Below are 20,006 nucleotides of genomic sequence, written 5' to 3'. Positions count from 1 at the left end.
CACATGAACAGCGCTCCGCACCTGCTGCGCGAAGACCGGCCCGAGTTCGAGCGGGTCCTCGACGAGGCACTGCGAACCGCTCACCGACGCCCCGACCTGGCGGCGATCGGACAACGGCTGAACGCCGAGCAGCTGCGCACGATGGCGCTCAGCGCAGCCACCGCGATAGCCGCCTGCGCCGAGGCGGAGTACCGGCAATTCGTGCGGCTCCGGGAGGAGTTGCGCCGACCGGAGAACGCGCCCTCGGTCTCGGGCGTCCCCGGCGGTGTGCGGGGCGGGGCCGGGAGCGGCTCCGGGAGCGGGGACGGCGCGGCCGAGCTGCGCGGCCCCGGCCAGGGCGGCGGCGGCAGCGTCGGCGAGAAGCTGGTCGGTGCGATGGGCGGCGAATCCCTCGCCGAGGCGTCGGGCGCCGGGCTGGTGGCGGTCGTCTCGGTGCTCGCCCCCGTGCTGGCAGCCACGGCCGCGGTCGTCTTCCTGCTGCTGGGGTACGCGCTGCGGCTGCTCTCCCCCGAGCCCGCCGTCGCGGGGCCGATCCGCAGCGCGGGCTGGGTGTTCGCGGCGTTCGCCGCTGCCGGGATCCTGGTGGCCATGGCGGGCCTGCTGCTGACGGCGCTGCGCAACGGCGCCAGTGCGATCCGGGCCTCGGGCGGGGGCGGAAAGGGCGCGGATCCGGGCGGCAGCCGCCTCGAGGAAGAGGTGGCGCTGGCCCGCGCCGCCTGGCGCCAGGCGCTGCTGGAACGGGGCATCGTGCCGTTCCTCCGCGAGGCGCTGGCCGATCCGGACGGTCCTCAGCAGGCTCCGGCCGCGTATGTGCCGCAGCAGTCCGGCAGCCGGCTCGGCTATTCGCACCCCGGGTTCTCCAGCCGGCCCTCGTCCGAGGCGGCGGAGGAGTCGCACGCCCGGCCGCGCTTCAGCAGCCCCGACTACTCCAGCCCCGAGTACGGCGGCCCCGAGACCCCCACGGCCTGAGCCCTGGGGGTCTCTGCCGTCTCAGCCGGCGGCCTCGTCCAGGGCACGGCGGATGTCCGTCACCAGGTCCGCGCTGTCCTCCACTCCGACCGACAGCCTGATGAAGCCGTCCGGCACCTGGTCCCCGCCCCAACGGCCCCGGCGTTCCGCCGTGGAACGGACTCCGCCGAAGCTGGTGGCGTTGTCCACCAGGCGCAGCTGGGACAGGAACCGGTTGGCATGCGCCTCGTCGGCGAGGGTGAAGGAGACGACGCAGCCGTAGCGGCTCATCTGCCGCGCTGCCAGCGGATGTGACGGGTCGTCGGACAGCCCGGGATGGCGGACGTCGCGCACTTCGGGGCGCGCGGTCAGCGCTTCCGCGACGGCGAGCGCGTTCCCCGCCTGGCGCTGGGTGCGTACGTCCAGCGTGGCCAGCGAACGGTGTGCCAGCCACGCCTCCATCGGGCCCGGAATCGCGCCGACCGTCTTGCGCCAGGCGCGTACCGCTGCGGCGACCTGCTGGTTGCGGGTGGCGACATAGCCGAGGAGCACATCGCCGTGCCCGGTCAGCGCCTTGGTGCCGCTGGCCACCGAGATGTCGGCGCCCAGCAGCAGGGGGCGCTGCCCCAGCGGGGTGGCCAGCGTGTTGTCCACGGCCACCAGTGCGCCCCGCTCGTGCGCCGCGTCGGCCAGCTTGCGGATGTCGCAGACATCGAGCCCCGGGTTGCAGGGCGTCTCCAGCCACAGCAGGCTCACGTCCTCGTCCACCTCGGCGAGCTGCGCATCACCGCCCGTGCGAGCGGTACGCACCTGTACGCCGAGGCCCTCCAGCCGCTCGCGCATCTCCGCCAGCTGGTTGTAGCCGTCCGAGGGCAGCACCACGGTCTGCCCGGGCCGGGCCAGCGAAAACAGCACGGCGGAGATCGCGCCCATCCCGGAGGAGAAGGTGATCACCTCGGCGTCCGGATCGCCGGGCGCCTCCAGCTCGGCCAGCGCCTGCTCCAGCCGCGACCAGGTGGGGTTGGCGTCCCGCCCGTACGCGTACGGGGCGCCCTCCACCTCGCCGGGCAGGTGGTAGTGCGCGGCGAAGACGGGACCGGGCAGCGGCGGCTCGTACGGTTCCTCGGCGGGCAGCCCGGCCCGCACCACGCGGGTGCCGTCGGCGTCGTTGGCCGGGCCGTAGTCGAGACGGGGACCGGTGAGCGGCGGCTCTTCCGGTGCGGTCATGGTGCCTCCTCGCAGCGTTCTCCGGCACGTAATCGCGGGGCCGCAGCGCTCACCCGAGCGCGCCCCGCGCGGCGCTGCCGCTCTGAGCACCGTAACCGCCGCCGAAGAGCACGGCATGGACGAGGAGGTGCTGGAGCTGGTGCAGCGGTACCCGGGCCTGGCGTCCCGGCAGCGGGCGTACCTCTTCGTACGCGGCGAGAATGCGGGGCAGTTCGGGGCAGCCGAACAGCTGGAGCATCGCCAGGTCCGTCTCCGGGTGGCCGCCCTGCGCCGCCGGGTCGATCAGTACGGCTCGGCCGTCCGCCGACCAGTGCACATTGCCCGACCACAGGTCGCCGTGGATCACGGCGGGCGGCTGCGGCGGGCCCGCGACGGCCTCGTCGTCCAGCCGCTCGCACAGCCGCTCGACGTCCCGCGCGTCCTGCGGCGCGATATGGGCACTGTCCACGGCGGCGCGCAGCAGCGGCAGCAGCCGGTGCTCGGCGTGGAAGCGGGGCCAGGCCGCCGGTTCCATCACCGGTTCAGGCGGTGACGTCAGCGGCAACGGGCCCAGGTAGCAGGGCTCGCCGGGCGTCCCCCAGGACGGCGCCGGGCTCTCGTGCAGCGCGGCCAGTTGGCGCCCGAACCGTTCCGCGGCCGCCCGGTCCGGTGCCCCCGGCTCCACCCACTCCAGGACGAGCACCTCGCGCTCGGCCGCGTACACCTCGGGCACATGGACGGTGCCGGTGGCGCGGAGCCGCGCGAGTCCGGCGGCCTCGGCGGCGAAGAAGTCGGCGGGCGCGGCGTCCAGCGACTTGGCGAAGACGGTCTCGAACGGTCCTCCGTTCTGCTCGCCGCCGAGGCCGCCGGAGACCCGGTAGGCGTCACAGATCGAGCCACCGCCGACCGGAGCGGCATGCGCGACGGCGTACCCCAGCAGCTGGGCGACGCGCCGCTCCAGGCTCCGGCCCGCGCGCGCGGCCCCGTCCATCAGCCGGCCTCCCGTGCCTCGAGCGCCGCGCCGACCTCCGACAGCAGCCCCGGAACGGCGGCCTCCACCATGGCCAGGCACTCGTCGAAGCCGCGCGAGCCGCCGTAATAGGGGTCGGGCACGCTCAGCTCGTCCGGGTCGGCCTCGGGGTCGTAGGAGCGCAGCAGCCGCACCTTCGCGGCCTCGGCGGTGCTGCGCGCCATGGACCGCAGCTCGGCGGCGTGGCCCTCGTCGAGCGCGACGACGAGATCGTGCCGGTCGAACCAGTCCGGCTCGAACAGCCGCGCGGTGTGGCGGAGCGGGTAGCCGGCGGCGTCCAGTACGGCTGCCGTCCGGGGATCGGCGTCCTCGCCCAGGTGCCAGCTGCCGGTGCCCGCGCTGCTGACCTCGACCAGCCCGTCGAGCCCCGCCTCCCGCACCTGGCCGCGGAAGACGGCCTCGGCCATGGGCGAGCGGCAGATGTTGCCCGTGCACACGAAACAGACGCGGTACATGCGGCCCGGCCCTCAGTCCCGGTCCAGGGCCATGTGGAGGGCCCACGCGACGACCGAGATGATCAGGCCGCCGAGGAACGCCGTGCCGAACCCGTCCACGTGGAAGCTCACATCCAGCTTGTCCGCGACCCACGACGTCAGCATCAGCATCAGCGCGTTGATCACCAGGGTGAACAGCCCGAGCGTGAGCACCAGCAGCGGCAGCGAGAGCAGCTTCACGATCGGCTTGACCACGACGTTGACGACGCCGAAGATCAGGGCGACGACGAGCAGCGTCAGCGCCTTCTCACCCCCGGAACCGCCGGTCAGCTCGATATCGCTGAGCAGCCAGGTCGCCACGGCAAGGGCTGCGGCGTTGGCCAGCGTCTTGATGAGGAAGTTCATACTCAGATCGTGGCAGACAGCCGCCGGGCCGGGGAGACGGGCCAACGGGACCGGCCCGTGGAGCCCGGGAGAGGGGACAGCGTGAAGGCATTCCGGCTGGACGAACTGGAGGCGGAGCGCGCCGCCAACGACGGCGCGTACCTGCGGTTCCTGCACGAGCGCAATATGTCGGCCGGGCTGTACGCGCTCGACGCGGGCGCCGCCGACCGGCAGCAGCCGCACGCCCAGGATGAGGTGTACTTCGTCGTCAGCGGGCGCGGCTCGATCACCGTCGGGGACGAGACGACGTACGTGGCGCGGGGCAGCGTCGTGTACGTACCGGCCGGGGTGACGCACAAGTTCCACCACATCTCGGAGGATCTGCGGGTCCTGGTGGTCTTCTCGCCCCCGGAGAGCTGAGACGCCCGGTGCGCCGTTTCCGCCCGGTGCGCCGGGTTTCCCCGGTACCCGAGGTTTCAGGGTCGCCTCAGGGTCGGATTCAGGGGAGGACCGGGGCCCGGACGGCCCCGCCGCCTTTCGGCCCGCTCTAGCATCGAGAGCAGAGGGCACGAAGCCTTCGAAAACTCTCAGAGACGGAGCACACAGTCATGGACGCGAAAGGCACCCTCTCCGGCCTGCCGTGGTGGGTCACATGGATCGTCATACCGGCCATCGCGCTGGTGGTCTTCGGCGGCCTGATCGCCAGCGTGGTCGGCTTCCTCGTCGGTCTGCTGTTCAAGGTGCTGATCTTCGTCGCCCTGGCCGGCGGAGTCGTCTACCTCGTCCGCCGCTTCAAGGCCGGCAGTTCCAGCCGCAGTGACTGGTGACCCCCTCACTTCGGTTTGCGGCGGCGGCCGCGGCCGCCGCTGACTGCGGGGCGGCGCGCTGCCGCCGGGGCCGCCGGGGCCGCCTGGGCACCGGATGAGGGTGCCGGAATGCCCGGCGGAGCCCCCAGTGGACGCCCACTGCGGTCCGCGGAGACGACCAGCGCGGCCAGCAGGGTGGTGACCGGGACGGAAGCGACCAGCCCGATGGAGCCGACGAGCGTACGGATGATCTCCTCGGCGACCACCTCACTCGTGGCGACCATCGACACATCGCTCCGCGCGATCGAGAACAGCAGCAGCAACGGCAGCGCAGCGCCCGCGTAGGCCAGCACCAAGGTGTTGACCACGGACGCGATGTGATCGCGCCCGATCCGCATCGCCGAACGGTAGATCCGGCGCCAACTCGCCCCCGGATCCGCCTCCCTGAGCTCCCACACGGCCGACGTCTGGGTGACCGTCACATCGTCGAGCACACCGAGCGAGCCGATCAGCACGCCCGCCAGCAGCAGCCCGCGGATCTCGATGCCCGGATAGAGCCCGTGCACCAGTCCGGTCTGGTCGTCGGTGTTGCTCGTCAAGTGCGCCCAGCCGATGAACAGCGACCCCAGCAGCCCGATCAGCAGCAGCGACACCAGCGTGCCCAGCACCGCCACCGACGTACGGGCCGACAGTCCGTGGCACAGATACAGCGTGGCCAGCATGATGGCGCTGCCCCCGACGACGGCGACCACCAGCGGGTTCGAGCCCTGCAATATCGCGGGCAGGATGAACAGCGTCAGCACGGCGAAGCTGATGACCAGACCCACCAGCGCCAGCACCCCGCGCAGCCGGCCCACCAGCACCACCACCACCGCGAAAATGCCCGCGAGCAGCAGCATCGGCACATCGCGCTTGGTGTCCACGACGCTGTACTGGAGGTCGCGCGGCGCCTTTTCCGCGTACGCGACGACAACGCCCTGGCCGACCTCATAGGTCCGGGTGGCGTCCGGCGGCACCGCCTCGCTGAACGTACGGCCCTTGTCCTTGCCCTCGGTGACCTCGATCGTCGCCTTGCGGCACGGGCCGTGCGAGCCGCCGCCCTGCTCGGGGCCGCCCGGGGTCTGCGCCGTACCGCCCGAGGAGGCGGGCGGCTGGCGGATGTTGGCCTTCTCACAGTCCACCTCGGCCAGTTCGACGACCTTCGCGTCAAATGTCGGCCGGTCGAAGCCGAGTCCGGAGTGGTCGTGCTTGTGGCCCGGTGCGCCGCCCGGCCACAGCACCACCAACCCCGCCAGCACGGCCACCGCGAACGGTACGAGCACGGTCGCGATGACCTTCCGCAGATGGCGGGAGACGGGCGCGGCGGGCCCGTGTGCGTGCGCGTGGGAGTGCGCGTGGCCGGGGGCGGGGGAGTCTCCGGGGGCAGGAGAGTGGCCGGGCACGGAGCCCGGAGGGTGCGCGGGGCCGGGGGCTTCGGAGTGGGTCACCGCCCGATCATCGCAAGAACGGCCGTGCGGGGTGTTCAGTCCCGCCCGTGTGCCGTTAGCGTAGAGACGCCTTTGCACATCGCGGGAGCTCCGAGCACGGGGCTGAGAGGGCGCTGACCTCCGTGGAGGACCACGGAAACGGCTGCGCCGACCGCCGAACCTGTTACCGGGTAATGCCGGCGTAGGGAGTGGGTCTCATGACCACGCAGGATGCACACGCGCGCGCCGAAAACGAGATCGGCTCGCACAAGGGATATCTGCAAGGGCCGCGCCCCGACATCCGGGTGCCGGTCCGCCGCGTGCATCTCACCAACGGCAAGGACGTGACGCTCTACGACACCTCCGGGCCGTACACCGACCCCAACATCGACACCGACGTGCGCCGCGGTCTGGCGCCGCTGCGCGAGAACTGGATCATCCAGAGGGGAGACACCGAGGAGTACGCGGGCCGTGAACTGCGGCCCGAGGACGACGGCCTCAAGCACACCAGCCCCCGCGGCGGACTGCTGAGGAGCGGAGCGACTGATCTGGCAGGTCTGGACGCGGTCTTCCCCGGCCGCCCCCGCCAGCCACGCCGGGCCCGTGCCGGCAGCGCCGTCACCCAGCTCGCGTACGCGAAGCGGGGCGAGATCACGCCGGAGATGGAGTACGTCGCCCTCCGCGAGAACCTCACCCCCGAGTTCGTCCGGGACGAGATCGCCGCGGGCCGCGCCGTACTGCCCGTCAACGTGAACCACCCGGAGACCGAGCCGATGATCATCGGCAAGAACTTCCTGGTGAAGGTAAACGCCAACATCGGCAACTCGGCCGTCACCTCCTCCATCGAGGAGGAGGTCGAGAAGATGACATGGGCGACCCGCTGGGGCGCCGACACCGTCATGGACCTCTCGACAGGGCGCAACATCCACACCACCCGCGAGTGGGTGCTGCGCAACTCCCCCGTCCCCATCGGCACGGTGCCGCTGTACCAGGCGCTGGAGAAGGTGGACGGCAAGGCCGAGGAGCTGTCCTGGGAGGTGTACAAGGACACCGTCATCGAGCAGTGCGAGCAGGGCGTCGACTACATGACGGTGCACGCGGGCGTCCTCCTCCGCTACGTCCCGCTCACCGCCCGCCGCAAGACCGGAATCGTCTCGCGCGGCGGCTCGATCATGGCCGCGTGGTGCCTGGCGCACCACAAGGAGAGCTTCCTCTACGAGCACTTCAGCGAGCTGTGCGAGATCCTGCGCGCGTACGACGTGACGTTCTCGCTCGGCGACGGGCTGCGCCCCGGCTCGATCGCGGACGCCAACGACACCGCGCAGATGGCCGAGTTGGACACCCTGGGCGAGCTCAACCGGATCGCCAAGGCACACGACGTACAGACCATGATCGAGGGCCCTGGCCATGTGCCCATGCACAAGATCAAGGAGAACATCGACCGCCAGCAGGAGGTCTGCGACGAGGCCCCCTTCTACACCCTGGGCCCGCTGACCACGGACATAGCCCCCGCCTACGACCACATCACCAGCGGCATCGGCGCGGCGATGATCGGCTGGTGGGGCACGGCGATGCTCTGCTACGTCACCCCGAAGGAACACCTGGGCCTGCCGGACAGGGACGACGTCAAGACGGGCGTGATCACCTACAAGATCGCGGCCCACGCGGCAGACGTGGCCAAGGGCCACCCCGGAGCCCAGGACTGGGACGACGCACTCTCCGACGCGCGCTTCGAGTTCCGCTGGGAGGACCAGTTCAACCTGGCACTCGACCCGGACACGGCCCGCTCCTTCCACGACGAGACCCTGCCGGCCGAGCCTGCCAAGACCGCACACTTCTGCTCCATGTGCGGGCCGAAATTCTGCAGCATGAAGATTAGTAGAAGCATCACAGAGCAGTTCGGCGGTGAAGAGGGCGCGTCCGCCGAGGAAATCGAGGCGGGAATGCTGGAGAAGTCGAGGGAGTTCGCGGCAGCGGGCAACCGCGTCTACCTGCCGCTGACGGACTGATCCGACGGCTTCGCCAGTCAAGCGGCCTCGGTTCTCCCGGGGCCGCTTCGCCTGGTGGGGCCTCCACCTGCGGAGCACGAACCCATCGAGTCGACCTTCTCCACCGTCCGGCTGCGGACCAAGGTCACCCGCGGGGCCGGCTCCCGCGCCGCCGTCCTGGCCATGGTCTTCAAGCTCGTCGAGTCTGCCCAGCAGCGGTGGCGGGCGGTGAACGCGCCCCACCTGGTCGCCCTGGTCCGGGCCGGAGCCCGCTTCGAACGCGGCCAGCTCGGTGACCAGCAAGCCGCGTGACCAAGGCGGCCCTGCGACCCGTCGGATGCCGGTCCTAGGGAACTTCCGGGTCAGGTTCGGCTGCTTGGAGGCGTGGGTGCATGGGTGGACTCAGACATGCAGGGCTGGCCGGTAGATGAGCTCTTGGGTGCGGCCGTCGAGCGTCCGGCTCTCAATCAGCTCGAGATCGAAGTCGGCCGCACCCTGGAAGACAGGGTCTACTCCGGTCAGGCCGTTGATCACGGGGAAGAGCGTCACCTGGACGCGGTCGACCAGCCCGGCGGCCAGCAGCGCCCGGTTCAGCGACAGGCTGCCGTGCGAGCGCAACGGCACCTCGGATTCCTCCTTGAGCCGGGCGACGATGTCGACAGGGTCTCCGCGCACGACGGTCGCGTCCGGCCAGTCGAGGGGTTCTTTCAGCGTGGTTGACACCACCGTTGCCGGCAGGTTTCTCATCCGGGTGACCCAGGGGTCACTCAGCTCGGACTCCTCGATGCCCGAGGCCAGCATCTGGGAGTGCGCCCGATACGTGTTGGCCCCGAAGACCATCCGCTGCTCCTGGTCGTACAAGGCGAGGCGTCGCTCGAGGAACTCGGGACCTTGCTTGCCCCAGTAGCCGCCCCAGTTGCCGATGTGGGCGCCGTAGCCGTCGAGGGTGGAAAAGACGTCGAAGGTGTAGGTAGCGGTCACGTTGCTCTCCTCGAGTGCGGCTGATCAGGTTCAAGAGACAGACCGCGAACGACGGCCAAAATCATCGCCGCTGGCCTTCTGGAGCCCGGCCGCCCCAGACGCGGCTCCAGGGCTTGACTCCGGCCAGGACGGTGGCATGGTCGGCGACACGGCGTGGGAAGAAGAGCGCGGCATGCCGATCCACAGGTCTTGACGATTCCTCGTCCTCACCAAGTCGCGCAGCTACTCAACGACGTACGCCCTCCTTCGTGAGGAGCGAGCGCAACACGAACGGGAACCAGACGCGCCGGGCGATACCGGCGTGATCACTGAACGGCACTGGCGTTACGTCGGCTCCGGTCACACACCCGGCGCAGCGCTCATAGCGACAAGGATCGCATCGGACCTCGCCCGGAACCGTGAAGAAGCGTGCGAAGTCTCCGCGTCGGCCGACGGTGGCAGGAGATGACCAACACCCCAGCGGGGCAGACCGAGCGAGAGGATGAGACGGCCGAAGAGGCGGCGGTGACGGAGTGGATCGAGCGGATCGAGCGTCATATACGCCAGTCACCGCCGCTCTCGGACGATCAGTTGCGTGCCATGGGTGTGATCCTGGGTGTGCGGCTCACTCGGCGGAACGCCAAACCGGCTTGAGCAGTTCGGGGTCGAAGGCTTTGTTCCCCTTACCGCCAGGGAGCGCGACGATCGCATGTACAGCCTTCTTGATCAGCTCCCGCCGCTGGGTCAGCGTCTTGGACCCCCATGACGTGGCGATGTCCTCTCTTGCGGACTCGGCTGCCGCCTTCTTCGCCAGGTAGTCGGCTTGGTCCGCGCGGAGTTCCTTGACCCGGGCTTCGAGAGCGGGGAGGTTCCTGAAGAACGTCTCGTCGTCGATCTCTCCCTCGTGCCAGCGGGTTTCCAGCGCCTTACGACTCCGAACAGCGCGCTCCAAGTCGTCGCCCTTGTTCCACTCCGGCACCTCCTGGGAGGCGGCTTCGGCCTCCTGCTTGAGTTTGGCGATCACCAGCCGCTCGATGGCCTTGTCGGTCTTGTCGCCGCGCTTGTACGTCTTGTTACAGCCGCCGTCCACGGTCTTCTTGCACATGTAGGCGTGCTCGTACCTCACCCAGTCGTTCGCCTTGATCCCGATCATCTTGTTGTTGCACACGGTCCCGTCTTCGAACACGTGGCCACAGCGGAGAATGCCGGTGAGCAGGTACTTGTGGACCAGGCCGCCGCGAGGAAGGCCCGTTCCCCGCCCCCGCTCCCTGATTGTGGCGGTGACGGCGTACCACTCCTTCGGCGTGATGATCGCGTCCCACTCGCCCACGATCGGCTGATCATCCCCGTCTCGGACGAGTTCCCCTCTGACCTCCCGGTAGCCGCACAGGCGCGCGTTCAAGAGCACCTGCTTGACGGTCTGGTACTGGAAGAGGTTGCCGCGGCTCGTGATGAATCCGGCCTCCTTCCACTGCCGCGTGATCTCGGAAATGGAGGCTCCGGCGATGACGTCGTGTACGGCCTTACGGATCGCCTCGGCTTCCTTCGGGCGGAGAGTGACCCGATCGTCGTCCCACCCGAAGGGGCGCCATGCGGCCACGGACTTGCCCCGGATGGCGCGGCTGCGGTGACTGTTCCGGGTGCGTCGCTGCTTCTTGCGTGTCTCACTGAGAGACATGGCGACGCCCACCAGTCCTTTGATCTCGAAGCCCTCGGCGTACAGGTCCTGCACTCCGTTGGAGTCGTGGTAGACCCGGTCCTCGTGCGCCGTGAACGCCTTCAGGTAGCGCTCCCAGTCGCTGGGGCGCCGGTAGAGACGGTCATCGTTCACGGCCATCACGCCGTGGATCGGGTACCCCTCGGGGTGGTACCTGTCTTCAGGTCATTGATCAACTGCTCGAAGTCGTCACGGATGACGGTCTCTTTGCTGGCGCTCTTGTCGTTGTCCGTGTACCGGTAGACCACCAGCCATCCCAACTTGGCAGCCTCGCCGGTCATGTCGCGGTGCTGGTCCTCGATGCCGTGCGCGTCCTTCACCCGGCCGTCGAAAGAGATGCGGGCGTAGCAGACCACACATTTCAGCGACGGGTCCGCAGCGAGCCTTGTTCGGACCTCCTCGACCGAGGGCAGCCCTTCGGGGACCCCTCGCAACCTGCTGATGACCTCTTCACGCTTCGCCACCGGGTTCCTCCCCCTGTCCCGTGGCCCTGTCGGGGCAAGACCGCGGTAGCGAATGTGCCACATCTAGCGATGCTCTTCTCAATGAAGATCTCCCAGGAGATCCGCGAGCAGCACGGGGCCACCATGGAGGAGGTCGAGGCCGGAATGGCCGAGAAGTCCCGGGAGTTCGCGGAGGCGGGCAACCGCGTCTATCTGCCCCTCACGAACTGATCCAGCCCCCGCACCGGTCAAGCGGCCCCGGCTCTCCGGGGCCGCTTCGTCCGGCCGCCATCGCGGTCATGGAGCCCCTCGACGAGGTTGGGGTCACAGCAAGCGGTCGACCAGCCCGTCGACGTAGTCCGGGGTGAGCGGGCCCGCGCCGAACAGGACGCGGATGTACATCGGGGCCATGATGTGGTCCAGCACAGCGAGCACGTCGGGTGGCTGCTCGCCGCGGTCGCGGGCGCGGTCGAGCATCAGCTGCAGCTGCCGGGCGCGTTCGGCGAGGAACGCGTCACGCGCCTGCAGGTCCTGTTGGCCGTTGCTGGACAGGGCAACAGCAAGGCGCAGCACTGCCAAGCCGTCAGGGCCGGTGATCTCGCGGGCCACGTTTGCCGCGTAGGTGCGCAGGTCGCCGGCCAGGCTCCCGGTGTCGGGCATCGGCGACCGCTCCTCGAGGCGGGTGAGCACGACGTCGGTGAGCAGCGTCTCCAGGCTTCCCCACCGGCGGTAGATGCTGCTGTCGGCCACGCCCGCGCGGGCTGCGACCTCGCCGACGGTGAAGTTGCCGTAGCCGCGTTCGCTGATCAGGTCGGTGACGGCCTGGTGCACTGCCGCACGGACGCGGGCGCTACGGCCGCCGGGCCGCCGGGGTCGCTGCCGGTCATCCATCCCTTCACCTTAACGCAGTCCGCACTTGCGTTTGTGCGCCGAGCCGCCTTACAGTCCGCCTAACGCAGGACACGACTGCGTTTAGGTGCCCGGGCTGTCGTTACTGCCGCGTCGGCCGACCGTCGCAGCCGGGCCCCAACGGATCAATGGGGAGGAATCCACATGGCTGCGTCGCCTGTGGCCGTGGGCAGTCGATCGAACCGGGCCGCGCTGCTCGCGGTGACCTGCCTGGGTCAGTTCATGGTGCTGCTCGACAACACAATCGTCGGTGCGGCGCTGCCTGACATGCAGCACCGGTTGCACACCGGACTGACCGGTCTGCAATGGATCGTCGACGCCTACGTACTGCTGGTCGCCATGCTGCTGCTGTCCGGCGGTGTCTTCGCCGACCGCTTCGGCCGCAAGCGGGTGTATCTGACCGGGGTGGCGGTCTTCACCGTCGCGTCGCTGCTGTGCAGCATCGCGCCCTCGGTCGGGTGGCTGGTCGCCGGACGGGTGCTGCAGGGCATCGGGGCCGCAGCGCTGAGCCCTGCCTCGCTGGCCCTGCTTGCTGCCGCGTATCCCGTTCCGCAGGACCGGGTCAAGGCGATCGGGTTGTGGGCCGGATTCAGCGGGATCGGCCTGGCCGCCGGGCCGGTGGCCGGCGGTGTGCTGGCGGACGCCTTCGGCTGGCCGGCGATCTTCCTGGTCAACTTGCCCATCGGCGTGGTCCTGCTGCTGGCCGGTCTGCGCGTCGTGGTCGAGTCCCGCAACGCGAGTGCTCCCGCGATCGACGTCCCGGGCACTGCCCTGTCCGTCCTGGGAGTGGGCGCGCTGGCCTACGGGCTGATCGAGGGCGGCTCCCGCGGCTGGACCTCGCCGGTGATCCTGGGCAGCTTCGCCGCCGCGGTGGTCGTCCTCGCCGCTTTCGTCGCCGTCGAAGGCCGTCGCTCCGCTCCGATGCTGCCGCTCGGGCTGTTCCGGCAGCGGCTGTTCACCGTGTCCAACACCGCCATGGTCGTGGTGGGTTTCGCGCTCATGGGTTCGTCGTTCTTCTTCTCCCAGTTCTTCGTGTACGTCCAGGGCAGTTCGCTGCTGCGCGCCGGCCTGCAGACCCTGCCGACCTCCCTCGCCATGGTGGTCGTCAGTCCGTACGCGGGCCGGCTGGCCGCCCGGTACGGCTTCCGGATCGTGGTCACCATCGGCCTGGCACTGGCCGGACTCGGACTGCTGACCCTGGGCCTGGTGCACGCCGACACCGGCTACTCGAATGTGTGGTGGCGGATGGCGCTCGCCGGCATCGGCTTCGCGCTGACCATGTCGCCGCTGACCGGCGCCGCCATCCAGGCAGTCAGCCCGCAGGAAGGCGGCCTCGCGTCGGGGATCAGCAGCACCACCCGGCAGATCGGCGCAGTGCTCGGGGTGGCGGTGCTCGGAGCCGTCGTCCGCACCCGGGAATCCGGCGGGGCCTCCTTCGAGGCCGGTCTGAACACCGCCTTCGTCACCGCCGGTGCGGTCACCTTGGCCGGCGCGGTGTTCACCGGTCTGTGGCTGGTGAGGCCCAGGCCGCAGGACGCCTCCGCAGAGCGGGAACAATCAACCGACCCGGCCGCGGTCGCCGGTTCCTGAGGACGAAGGGCGGTTCGTGGCTCCCCCCTCTTGCCACGAACCGCCCGGCTCTGCTGCGCTGCTCGGCTCTACGCGCGAAGCTGCGCAGACGACAAGAGTAGTTGACTCAACGTCAGTGTCCAATCACTTATCGGTATGGACTTATCGGTAGATTTAACTGTCCACCACGCACAGTGACGAAAGCGGAGGGTTTGACCAAGGGCGTTGTGGGCCAGATCTCCTGCATGTTCGTCGAACGTCCCGTGGTCAAGCGGACTGCCCGCGCCATCCTCCTCGCGCCCGGTGACGGCCGGGGCCGGTCCGTGGAGCTGATCCTCATCAAGCGCACCAAGCCCGGTCAGGAGCCGTACTGGATCACTCCGGGGGGCGGCGTCGAACCCGAGGTGGACCGGACCGTGGTGGACGCGCTGCACCGCGAGGTGGCCGAGGAGCTGGGGGCCGAGATCACCGATGTGGTGCCCGCCTTCGTGGACACGGTGAGTGACCCCGCGGAGACGCCGGGTGGAGTGAAGGTACAGCACTTCTTCGTGTGCCGGCTCGTCTCGATGAACCCCCGCCTACGGCACGGACCCGAAGTCGATGAGCCACAAGGGGAGTACGAGATCGTACGGCTGCCCTTCACGCCGCAGGGCGTCACCTCCGTCGAGGTCGTGCCCCCTTCGCTGCGGTCCTACCTCGCCGCCAACATCGAGGGCATCCAGGCCCTGTTGGCCCCCGACCTGAGCTGACCTACCCGAACCAGCCCTGGAACGGGGCGGCTTCGCGTGCGTCGTCCGACTCCGCGCTGCGGCCCCGGCGCTGCGCCTCGGCCAGCGCCCGTTCGGCCTCCAGCCGCCAGGCGGAGATGTCCCGGGCGTGCTCGGCGGCGTATCCATGGCCGGAGCGCGCCGACCTGGCGGCGGAGACGGCGGAGGACGCGGTCGGAGCCGGCTGCCGCTGGCGCGGCACCGGCGCGGGTTCCTGGGTCCGTTCCTGGGCCGGTTCGTGGGCGGGTTCTTGGGCGGGTGCTGGCGGCGCTGCGGAGACCGGCGGGATGTGCGGGGCCTCGGGTTTCTCCGTGTCGGCGGTGGCAGGGAGCTCGGCCGGGACCGGCGGTGCCGCCAGCAGGAGGGTCTCCTCGCCGAGCGCGCCGGCCGGCTCCGCCGACGCGGGATCGGCAGCGGGCTGCGCGGGGGACGCGGCGGCGGGCTGGACGGCGGACGCGGCAGCGCCTGTCTCAGCTGCGGGCCCGGCGGCGGGCTCCGCAGCCCTCTCCGTCCCTCCCGTTGCCGCCCGGTGGGCCTCACGTGGCTCACGGGCCTCACGTGGCTCACGGGACTCGCGGGCCTCACGGGCGTCCCGGGCGGCGCCGAAGAAGTCGCCGCCCTTGCGCTTGTAGTCGTCGGTGCCCCACTCCCGGGCGGGGCGGCGCGGGGCCTTCTGGAGATGGGGGATGTGCTTGGCGCAGTGGATGTACGCCTCTTCCACCTCGACCCGCACCCACAGCACGGCTCGCCGTCCCGGCACCGGGTCCTGCGGCAGGTCCGGCACCCAGGGGCGGAGTTCGGCGTCGTCCAGCACCTCGGCACGGCCGTTGATGTGCAGTCCGATCCTGGCCCGGAGGAAGTCGATGAGGAGCAGGCCCACATGGGGGTTCTCCCCGATGTTGCCGAGGCTGGCGTGCACCCCGTTGCCCCGGTACTCCGGGAAGACCAGCGTCCGCTCGTCGAGCACCTGGAGGAATCCGGGCGGCCCGGCGCGGAAGCTGTTGTCGCACTCGCCGTGGCGGTCGGCGGTGGCGAGGAAGAACATCTCCTGCTGGCGGGTGAACTCCTGCATCCGCTCGTTGAGATGGTCGAGCACTTGGTCCTGGTAGAACCGGAGGGCTCTGGCGTCCGAACCGATCCGCTGCTGGAGCCTGTGCTCGCCGTCGCTGCCGGGCAGCCGCGGCGGGCCGTGCTCCGTGTCCGCGTCGTGGCCCGTGGCCGCTATGTGTCCCGCGGGCCCGTCGCCGTATCCGTTCGCGTCACTCAACGCCGCCACTCGTCCCTTTCCTCAACCGGCTGATTCCGGACAATCGCTGCGCAGTCGGGTGCGGGTCTCCGGCCCTCGGCAGCCACGCCGATCCGCATACCTCACCATCTACGCCCCCTGCGCGACCAGTTCGTCGAGGGAATCGTGGCGTATGCGGTGGCTCGGGATGCCGAGCCCGACCAATGTCTCGACCCCGGTCCTGATCATTCCGGGCGGTCCGGACAGATAGCCGTCGTACGCGGACCACGGGCCGTATCTGCGTACCGCGTCGGGAAGCTCGCCCGCAAGCGCCTGTGCCGCCGCCTGTGCCGCGCCCGCCGCGACGACCGGGCGTACGGACAGCCAGCTGTGCCGGTCCTGGAGGCGCAGCATGGTGTCAAGGTCGTAGAGGTCGTGATTGGTGCGTGCGCCGTAGAAGACCTCGACCGGGCGCGGTCTCCCCTGCCCGGCCACGTCCTCGACCAGCGCTTTGATGGGGGCGATTCCGGTGCCGCCGCCCAGGCACAGCAGTCCGCTGTCGGCGCGGTGGTCGACGATCATCGAGCCGGCGGGCGGGCCGAGCCGCAGCACATCGCCGGGCCGGGCGCGCTGCACCAGCGCGGAGGAGACCCACCCGGCGGGCACGGACTTGACGTGGAAGGTGAGCAGCCCGTCGGGACGGGGGGCCGAGGCGAAGGAGTAGTGCCGCCACACCCGTGGCCACCAGGGCGTCTCCAGGCTGGTGTACTGCCCGGCACGGAACGGGTACGGCTGGTCGGGGCGTACGGTGATCACGGCGATCTCCGGGGTGCGCAGCTCGTGCGAGACGATCTCCGCGTCCCACCAGGCCGGTGCCCTGCGCTCGTCCTCGGCCGCCGCGTCGATCATCGTCTGGGAGATGGCCGTGTAGGCACGCACCCAGGCGGCCTCGGTGCGCGGACCCCAACTGGTCGGCGCGTATCGAGCGATCGCGGCCATCAGGCACTCGCCGACGGCCGGGTAGTGGGTGGGCAGGGTGCCGTACTTACGGTGGCCGCGGCCCAGGTTGGCGAGGTAGTCGCCGAGCAGCTTGCCGTCGTCGTAGAGGCGCACCGCGGTCAGCAGCGCGCGGAAGAGCCGGTCGCGCTGGTTGTCCATGGCCGCGGGGAACATTTCGCGCAGCTGCGGGTACTGGACGAACAGCAGCGCGTAGAAGTACGCAGTCGCCGCGGCGGAGGAACGTTCCAGCTCGGCCATGGAAGCCCGGATCAGCTCGGAATCGGCGGCCCGTTCCTCGGCGGGGGCCGGTACGACGACGGAGGACGCGGCCGGCTCCGCCACGGGGGCCGCCGCCGGGCCGGGAACTGCCGACGGCTCGGCGGCTGCCGCCTGGCCAGGAGCCGCCGCCTGGCCGGGAGCCGCCGTCGGTTCCACTTCGGCTTCCGGTCCCATCTCGGCCGCAGCCGTCCCGGTGCCCCGCGGGGCCTGTGCCGCGTCCAGTGTGCCTGGCGCGGGGCGCTCCGCGGGTGCGCCATCGGACGCCGGGGTGAACCATCCCCGTCCGCCGCTGCCACCGGCGGACGCACCGTCGCTGCCCGACATGGTGGTCATGCTCGCCTCGCCTCGTACCTCTTCCGGACGTTCTGTGCACATCCGTGTTCCGAAAGTTCCGGTAAACCGCCCCCTGCGAACATCGAGCGAGGAAACCTTTGCAGTCCTTACAGCACGATGCGGGAGGGAACCGACCATACCGTGAAGCCTTCACGCCACAACCCCCGTTCGCGGTTCCGGTGAATTCCGTCATTCGGAACGCGAACATGAATTACCGTGCCAGGGAGACGAGTCCGTAGGCGTCACGGAGATCACGGCCGGTGTAGTGGTGCGATGCGAGGGAGCGGACATGTTGATCGGCGTTTACCGCGACGGAGACCGGAACGGCGGCGAACAGCTCGGTGTCCGACAGAGAGTCACCATAGGCCACGCAGTCCTGGACGCCGAGCCCGAATTGGGCGCACAGCTCCTTCGCGATCTTGACCTTTGACGACGGCGAAAGAATCCCGGCGGGATCGAGGGGACGCGTCGGATACTTCGTACTTCCGTTCGGAATTGCACGCGGAACCTCCGGCCACCGTGAACCGTGGGTAACCTCGGCCCCCCAATCGCGTAGTCGGCGCACAAAGAAATCCGGCGAGAGCGAAATGACGGCACACCGCTCCCCGTTGGCCCTGATGTCTGCCCACACCTCCCGAATACCCGCCAGCCACGGCGCCCGGTCGAAGGCGGCACCGACGATCTCGTCATTGAGCGCCGCCCACAGCGCGCACGCCTGCAGGGCGAACTGTGGAGGTGTCAGTTTCCGTTCCGCAAAGGCGCGTTCGAGCTCCTGGATCTCGCGCTCCACGCCGAGTTGCCGTGATATCTCCACGGAGGCCGCCGAACCGTACAGCAGAGTGCCGTCGAGGTCGAAGAGGTGAAGCCGGGCGCGTGCCTCTCCCGGCGCCGGTCGCGCGTCGGCGTGCTGATCCGGATGCATACCCGCGATCGTACGGCCGTCCGGCCGGCGCGCAACGGGCCTTGGAAGCAGCGACGGCTCCGCCACGTACTCGGGGGCGAGTAGCCGTCGATACTCCCGCCGTCAGACGCCGCCGGCGGCGTGCGACGGCACAGTCGGCAGCATGCGGCAACTCACCCGACGTGCCCGTAGAGGCACCCTCGCGCTCCACGTCTGCGCCTCGGCCGGCTGGCTGGGCATGACGCTGTGTCTGCTCGCGCTCGGTCTCACCGCCGCGCTGACCGGTTCGGGCGCGGTGGCCGAGGCGTCGTACCGCTCCATGAAGGTCTTCGCCGACTGGCTGCTCGCTCCGCTCGCGCTGGTCACCCTGGTCAGCGGGGTGCTGCTGTCGCTGGGCACCAGGTGGGGGCTGGCGCGGTACTGGTGGGTGTGGATCAAGTTCTGGCTCACCCTGGCCGCGGCGCTGGCGAGCGTATTCGCCTTCCGGGTACGGATCGACAGCACGCTCGCCGATGTGCTCGCCGGGCGCCCCGTGCTGCCGTACGAGCTGGTGATCCCGCCGGTCATCTCGCTGGCCGCCTATACGTTCATGACGGTCATCTCCGTGCTGAAGCCCTGGGGGCCGACCAAGCGGGGCCGCACTGCTCGGGAGAGAGTGCGGGTGCGTCGTGGGTAGGCGCGGCCCCCGTTGCCGGGAAAGCCCTCTTGCGCGCCGCGGCCGAACGCCCCAGCAGGGCCGAGGTCACCGTCGGCATCAGGGCGCCCAGCGCGAGCGCGGCGCCCACCAGGTTCGGCGAGGTGGGCCCGAGCCCGGCGCCGGGCACCAGCCCGCCGAGCCAGGTGGCCGGCGCGTTGCCGAGGTTGAAGGCGCCGATGTTCATGGCAGAGGCCAGGGTGGGCGCCTTCGCCGTCTGGTCGAGCACCCTCCCCCAGCCTTCGGCCGGCAGGTGCCCCCAGCAGCGGCGGTACGGTGGCGAAACCGAACGCGCCGATGAGCGCGAGAGTGACCGCCGCCGCCACCTTGCCGAGGGCCGAGGCAGCTCCGAGGGCTGAGGCGGCTGCGGGGGGACGCGCACCCGGGCGTATCGTGCGGGGGATGACCACGAATTCCACCGGCTCGGCGGACCGCGCCCAGGAGCCGTCCGACCAGGAGTTCACCGTCCGCCGGGCAACGGCCGAGGACATCCCCGGTCTCGTCGCCATGCTCGCCGACGACGCGCTGGGCGCCCGCCGGGAGACCCCGTCGGACCTCGATCCGTACCGCGCCGCCTTCGACCGGATCGACGCGGACGCCAACCAGCACCTGGTCGTCGCCGAGTTGCGCGGCACGATGGCCGGCACCCTGCACCTCACCATCATCCCGGGCCTCTCCCGCCGCGGAGCCGTCCGCTCACTCATCGAGGCGGTACGCATCCACGCCGACTTCCGCGGCAGCGGCCTGGGCACCCGGCTCATCGAGTGGGCCGTCGCCGAGTCGCGGCGCCAGGGGTGCGCGCTGGTGCAGCTCACCTCCGACGCCACCCGCGTCGACGCCCACCGCTTCTATGAGCGTCTGGGCTTCCAGGCGTCCCACCTGGGCTTCAAGATGCCGCTGGACTGAAGGGGGCGGGGGCGCGAGCGGCGAGGGGCGAGGGGCCGAGAC

The 20,006-nt window shown here is 70.3% G+C and carries 22 protein-coding genes and 3 pseudogenes; 12 read left to right on the top strand and 13 right to left on the bottom strand.

What is annotated here, in order from left to right; all coding sequences use genetic code 11:
- A partial coding sequence (locus tag ITI46_RS24050) for a hypothetical protein (RefSeq protein WP_247746493.1) occupies positions 1–969 on the top strand: 969 nt, incomplete at its 5' end.
- Between the two features lie 21 nt (positions 970–990).
- Here ITI46_RS24050 and ITI46_RS24045 read toward each other — a convergent pair.
- From ITI46_RS24045 to ITI46_RS24030, 4 genes are read right to left on the bottom strand one after another with little or no spacing between them, the layout of a single operon-like run.
- Positions 991–2,175 carry a cystathionine gamma-lyase gene (locus ITI46_RS24045; protein ID WP_209241808.1) on the bottom strand — a complete coding sequence of 395 codons (1,185 nt, stop codon included), beginning with the start codon at positions 2,173–2,175 and terminating at the stop codon, positions 991–993.
- A 49-nt stretch (positions 2,176–2,224) separates the two neighbouring features.
- Positions 2,225–3,145, bottom strand: a complete 921-nt coding sequence (locus tag ITI46_RS24040; RefSeq protein WP_209241807.1) for a fructosamine kinase family protein — start codon at positions 3,143–3,145, stop codon at positions 2,225–2,227.
- Positions 3,145–3,639, bottom strand: coding sequence for a low molecular weight protein-tyrosine-phosphatase (locus tag ITI46_RS24035; RefSeq protein WP_209241806.1), 495 nt, complete (start codon positions 3,637–3,639; stop codon positions 3,145–3,147). Before ITI46_RS24035 ends, ITI46_RS24040 begins: the two co-directional genes overlap by 1 nt.
- A gap of 12 nt (positions 3,640–3,651) precedes the next feature.
- Complete coding sequence (locus ITI46_RS24030) at positions 3,652–4,023, bottom strand: phage holin family protein (protein ID WP_209241805.1); 372 nt, start codon at positions 4,021–4,023, stop codon at positions 3,652–3,654.
- An 81-nt stretch (positions 4,024–4,104) separates the two neighbouring features.
- Between ITI46_RS24030 and ITI46_RS24025 the strand changes: the two genes are divergently transcribed.
- On the top strand, positions 4,105–4,422 hold the full coding sequence (locus ITI46_RS24025; RefSeq protein ID WP_209241810.1) for a cupin domain-containing protein: 318 nt from the start codon (positions 4,105–4,107) through the stop codon (positions 4,420–4,422).
- Between the two features lie 188 nt (positions 4,423–4,610).
- On the top strand, positions 4,611–4,829 hold the full coding sequence (locus ITI46_RS24020) for a DUF5326 family protein (RefSeq protein ID WP_209241804.1): 219 nt from the start codon (positions 4,611–4,613) through the stop codon (positions 4,827–4,829).
- Positions 4,830–4,834: 5 nt separating this feature from the next.
- Here the strand turns inward: ITI46_RS24020 and ITI46_RS24015 are convergent, their stop codons facing one another.
- Entirely contained in the window at positions 4,835–6,295 is a 1,461-nt protein-coding gene (locus ITI46_RS24015; RefSeq protein ID WP_209241803.1) for a YibE/F family protein, read from the bottom strand.
- A gap of 197 nt (positions 6,296–6,492) precedes the next feature.
- Here ITI46_RS24015 and thiC point away from each other — a divergent pair, with 197 nt between their 5' ends.
- Entirely contained in the window at positions 6,493–8,283 is a 1,791-nt protein-coding gene (gene thiC, locus ITI46_RS24010; protein WP_209241802.1) for a phosphomethylpyrimidine synthase ThiC, read from the top strand.
- Between the two features lie 66 nt (positions 8,284–8,349).
- Positions 8,350–8,574, top strand: a pseudogene (locus ITI46_RS24005) (IS256 family transposase); the annotation flags it as partial.
- 90 nt (positions 8,575–8,664) lie between these two features.
- On the opposite strand, the gene ITI46_RS24000 reads toward ITI46_RS24005, so the two are convergent.
- Complete coding sequence (locus tag ITI46_RS24000; RefSeq protein ID WP_209241801.1) at positions 8,665–9,243, bottom strand: dihydrofolate reductase family protein; 579 nt, start codon at positions 9,241–9,243, stop codon at positions 8,665–8,667.
- 214 nt (positions 9,244–9,457) lie between these two features.
- On the opposite strand from ITI46_RS24000, the pseudogene ITI46_RS35005 reads away from it, so the two are divergent.
- Together ITI46_RS35005 and ITI46_RS23995 are read left to right on the top strand one after the other, a co-directional pair.
- A pseudogene (locus ITI46_RS35005) lies at positions 9,458–9,691 on the top strand (replication initiator); the annotation flags it as partial.
- Positions 9,688–9,876 carry a hypothetical protein gene (locus tag ITI46_RS23995; protein WP_209241800.1) on the top strand — a complete coding sequence of 63 codons (189 nt, stop codon included), beginning with the start codon at positions 9,688–9,690 and terminating at the stop codon, positions 9,874–9,876. The pseudogene ITI46_RS35005 and the gene ITI46_RS23995, both read left to right, overlap by 4 nt.
- On the opposite strand, the gene ITI46_RS23990 is transcribed toward ITI46_RS23995, so the two are convergent.
- Together ITI46_RS23990 and ITI46_RS35000 are read right to left on the bottom strand one after the other, a co-directional pair.
- Complete coding sequence (locus tag ITI46_RS23990) at positions 9,848–11,053, bottom strand: recombinase family protein (RefSeq protein ID WP_307808300.1); 1,206 nt, start codon at positions 11,051–11,053, stop codon at positions 9,848–9,850. The two genes, ITI46_RS23995 and ITI46_RS23990, sit on opposite strands and share 29 nt — an antisense overlap.
- A gap of 5 nt (positions 11,054–11,058) precedes the next feature.
- Positions 11,059–11,403 (bottom strand): recombinase family protein, encoded by a 345-nt coding sequence (locus ITI46_RS35000; protein ID WP_307808299.1) that lies wholly within the window; start codon positions 11,401–11,403, stop codon positions 11,059–11,061.
- A gap of 81 nt (positions 11,404–11,484) precedes the next feature.
- On the opposite strand from ITI46_RS35000, the gene ITI46_RS35570 reads away from it, so the two are divergent.
- Positions 11,485–11,613 carry a hypothetical protein gene (locus ITI46_RS35570; protein WP_280634818.1) on the top strand — a complete coding sequence of 43 codons (129 nt, stop codon included), beginning with the start codon at positions 11,485–11,487 and terminating at the stop codon, positions 11,611–11,613.
- A gap of 93 nt (positions 11,614–11,706) precedes the next feature.
- Here the strand turns inward: ITI46_RS35570 and ITI46_RS23985 are convergent, their stop codons facing one another.
- Positions 11,707–12,273, bottom strand: coding sequence for a TetR/AcrR family transcriptional regulator (locus tag ITI46_RS23985; RefSeq protein ID WP_209241799.1), 567 nt, complete (start codon positions 12,271–12,273; stop codon positions 11,707–11,709).
- A gap of 162 nt (positions 12,274–12,435) precedes the next feature.
- Between ITI46_RS23985 and ITI46_RS23980 the strand changes: the two genes are divergently transcribed.
- On the top strand, positions 12,436–13,881 hold the full coding sequence (locus ITI46_RS23980) for an MFS transporter (RefSeq protein ID WP_209241798.1): 1,446 nt from the start codon (positions 12,436–12,438) through the stop codon (positions 13,879–13,881).
- A 224-nt stretch (positions 13,882–14,105) separates the two neighbouring features.
- A complete protein-coding gene (locus ITI46_RS23975) occupies positions 14,106–14,609 on the top strand; it encodes an NUDIX domain-containing protein (RefSeq protein ID WP_209241809.1) in 504 nt (167 codons plus the stop codon).
- 1 nt (position 14,610) lies between these two features.
- On the opposite strand, the gene ITI46_RS36110 is transcribed toward ITI46_RS23975, so the two are convergent.
- The 3 genes from ITI46_RS36110 to ITI46_RS23960 form a co-directional block, all read right to left on the bottom strand.
- Positions 14,611–15,903, bottom strand: a complete 1,293-nt coding sequence (locus tag ITI46_RS36110) for a pyridoxamine 5'-phosphate oxidase family protein (protein WP_372452053.1) — start codon at positions 15,901–15,903, stop codon at positions 14,611–14,613.
- A 99-nt stretch (positions 15,904–16,002) separates the two neighbouring features.
- A complete protein-coding gene (locus tag ITI46_RS23965) occupies positions 16,003–17,463 on the bottom strand; it encodes a globin domain-containing protein (RefSeq protein WP_209241797.1) in 1,461 nt (486 codons plus the stop codon).
- A 211-nt stretch (positions 17,464–17,674) separates the two neighbouring features.
- Entirely contained in the window at positions 17,675–18,385 is a 711-nt protein-coding gene (locus ITI46_RS23960) for an HAD family hydrolase (RefSeq protein WP_209241796.1), read from the bottom strand.
- Positions 18,386–18,527: 142 nt separating this feature from the next.
- On the opposite strand from ITI46_RS23960, the gene ITI46_RS23955 reads away from it, so the two are divergent.
- A complete protein-coding gene (locus tag ITI46_RS23955) occupies positions 18,528–19,040 on the top strand; it encodes a DUF2269 domain-containing protein (protein WP_209241795.1) in 513 nt (170 codons plus the stop codon).
- On the opposite strand, the pseudogene ITI46_RS34990 reads toward ITI46_RS23955, so the two are convergent.
- Positions 18,961–19,426: pseudogene (locus ITI46_RS34990) on the bottom strand (MFS transporter); the annotation flags it as partial. The gene ITI46_RS23955 and the pseudogene ITI46_RS34990 sit on opposite strands and share 80 nt — an antisense overlap.
- Before the next feature lie 34 nt (positions 19,427–19,460).
- Between ITI46_RS34990 and ITI46_RS23945 the strand changes: the two are divergent.
- Entirely contained in the window at positions 19,461–19,964 is a 504-nt protein-coding gene (locus ITI46_RS23945; protein ID WP_209241793.1) for a GNAT family N-acetyltransferase, read from the top strand.
- The last annotated feature ends 42 nt before the right edge of the window (positions 19,965–20,006 follow it).

This window comes from Streptomyces oryzae, assembly GCF_017676365.1.
GTDB lineage: Bacteria > Actinomycetota > Actinomycetes > Streptomycetales > Streptomycetaceae > Streptomyces > Streptomyces oryzae.
The sequence above is the reverse complement of the archived record's forward strand: the minus strand, read 5'-3'. Positions and strand labels throughout refer to the sequence as shown.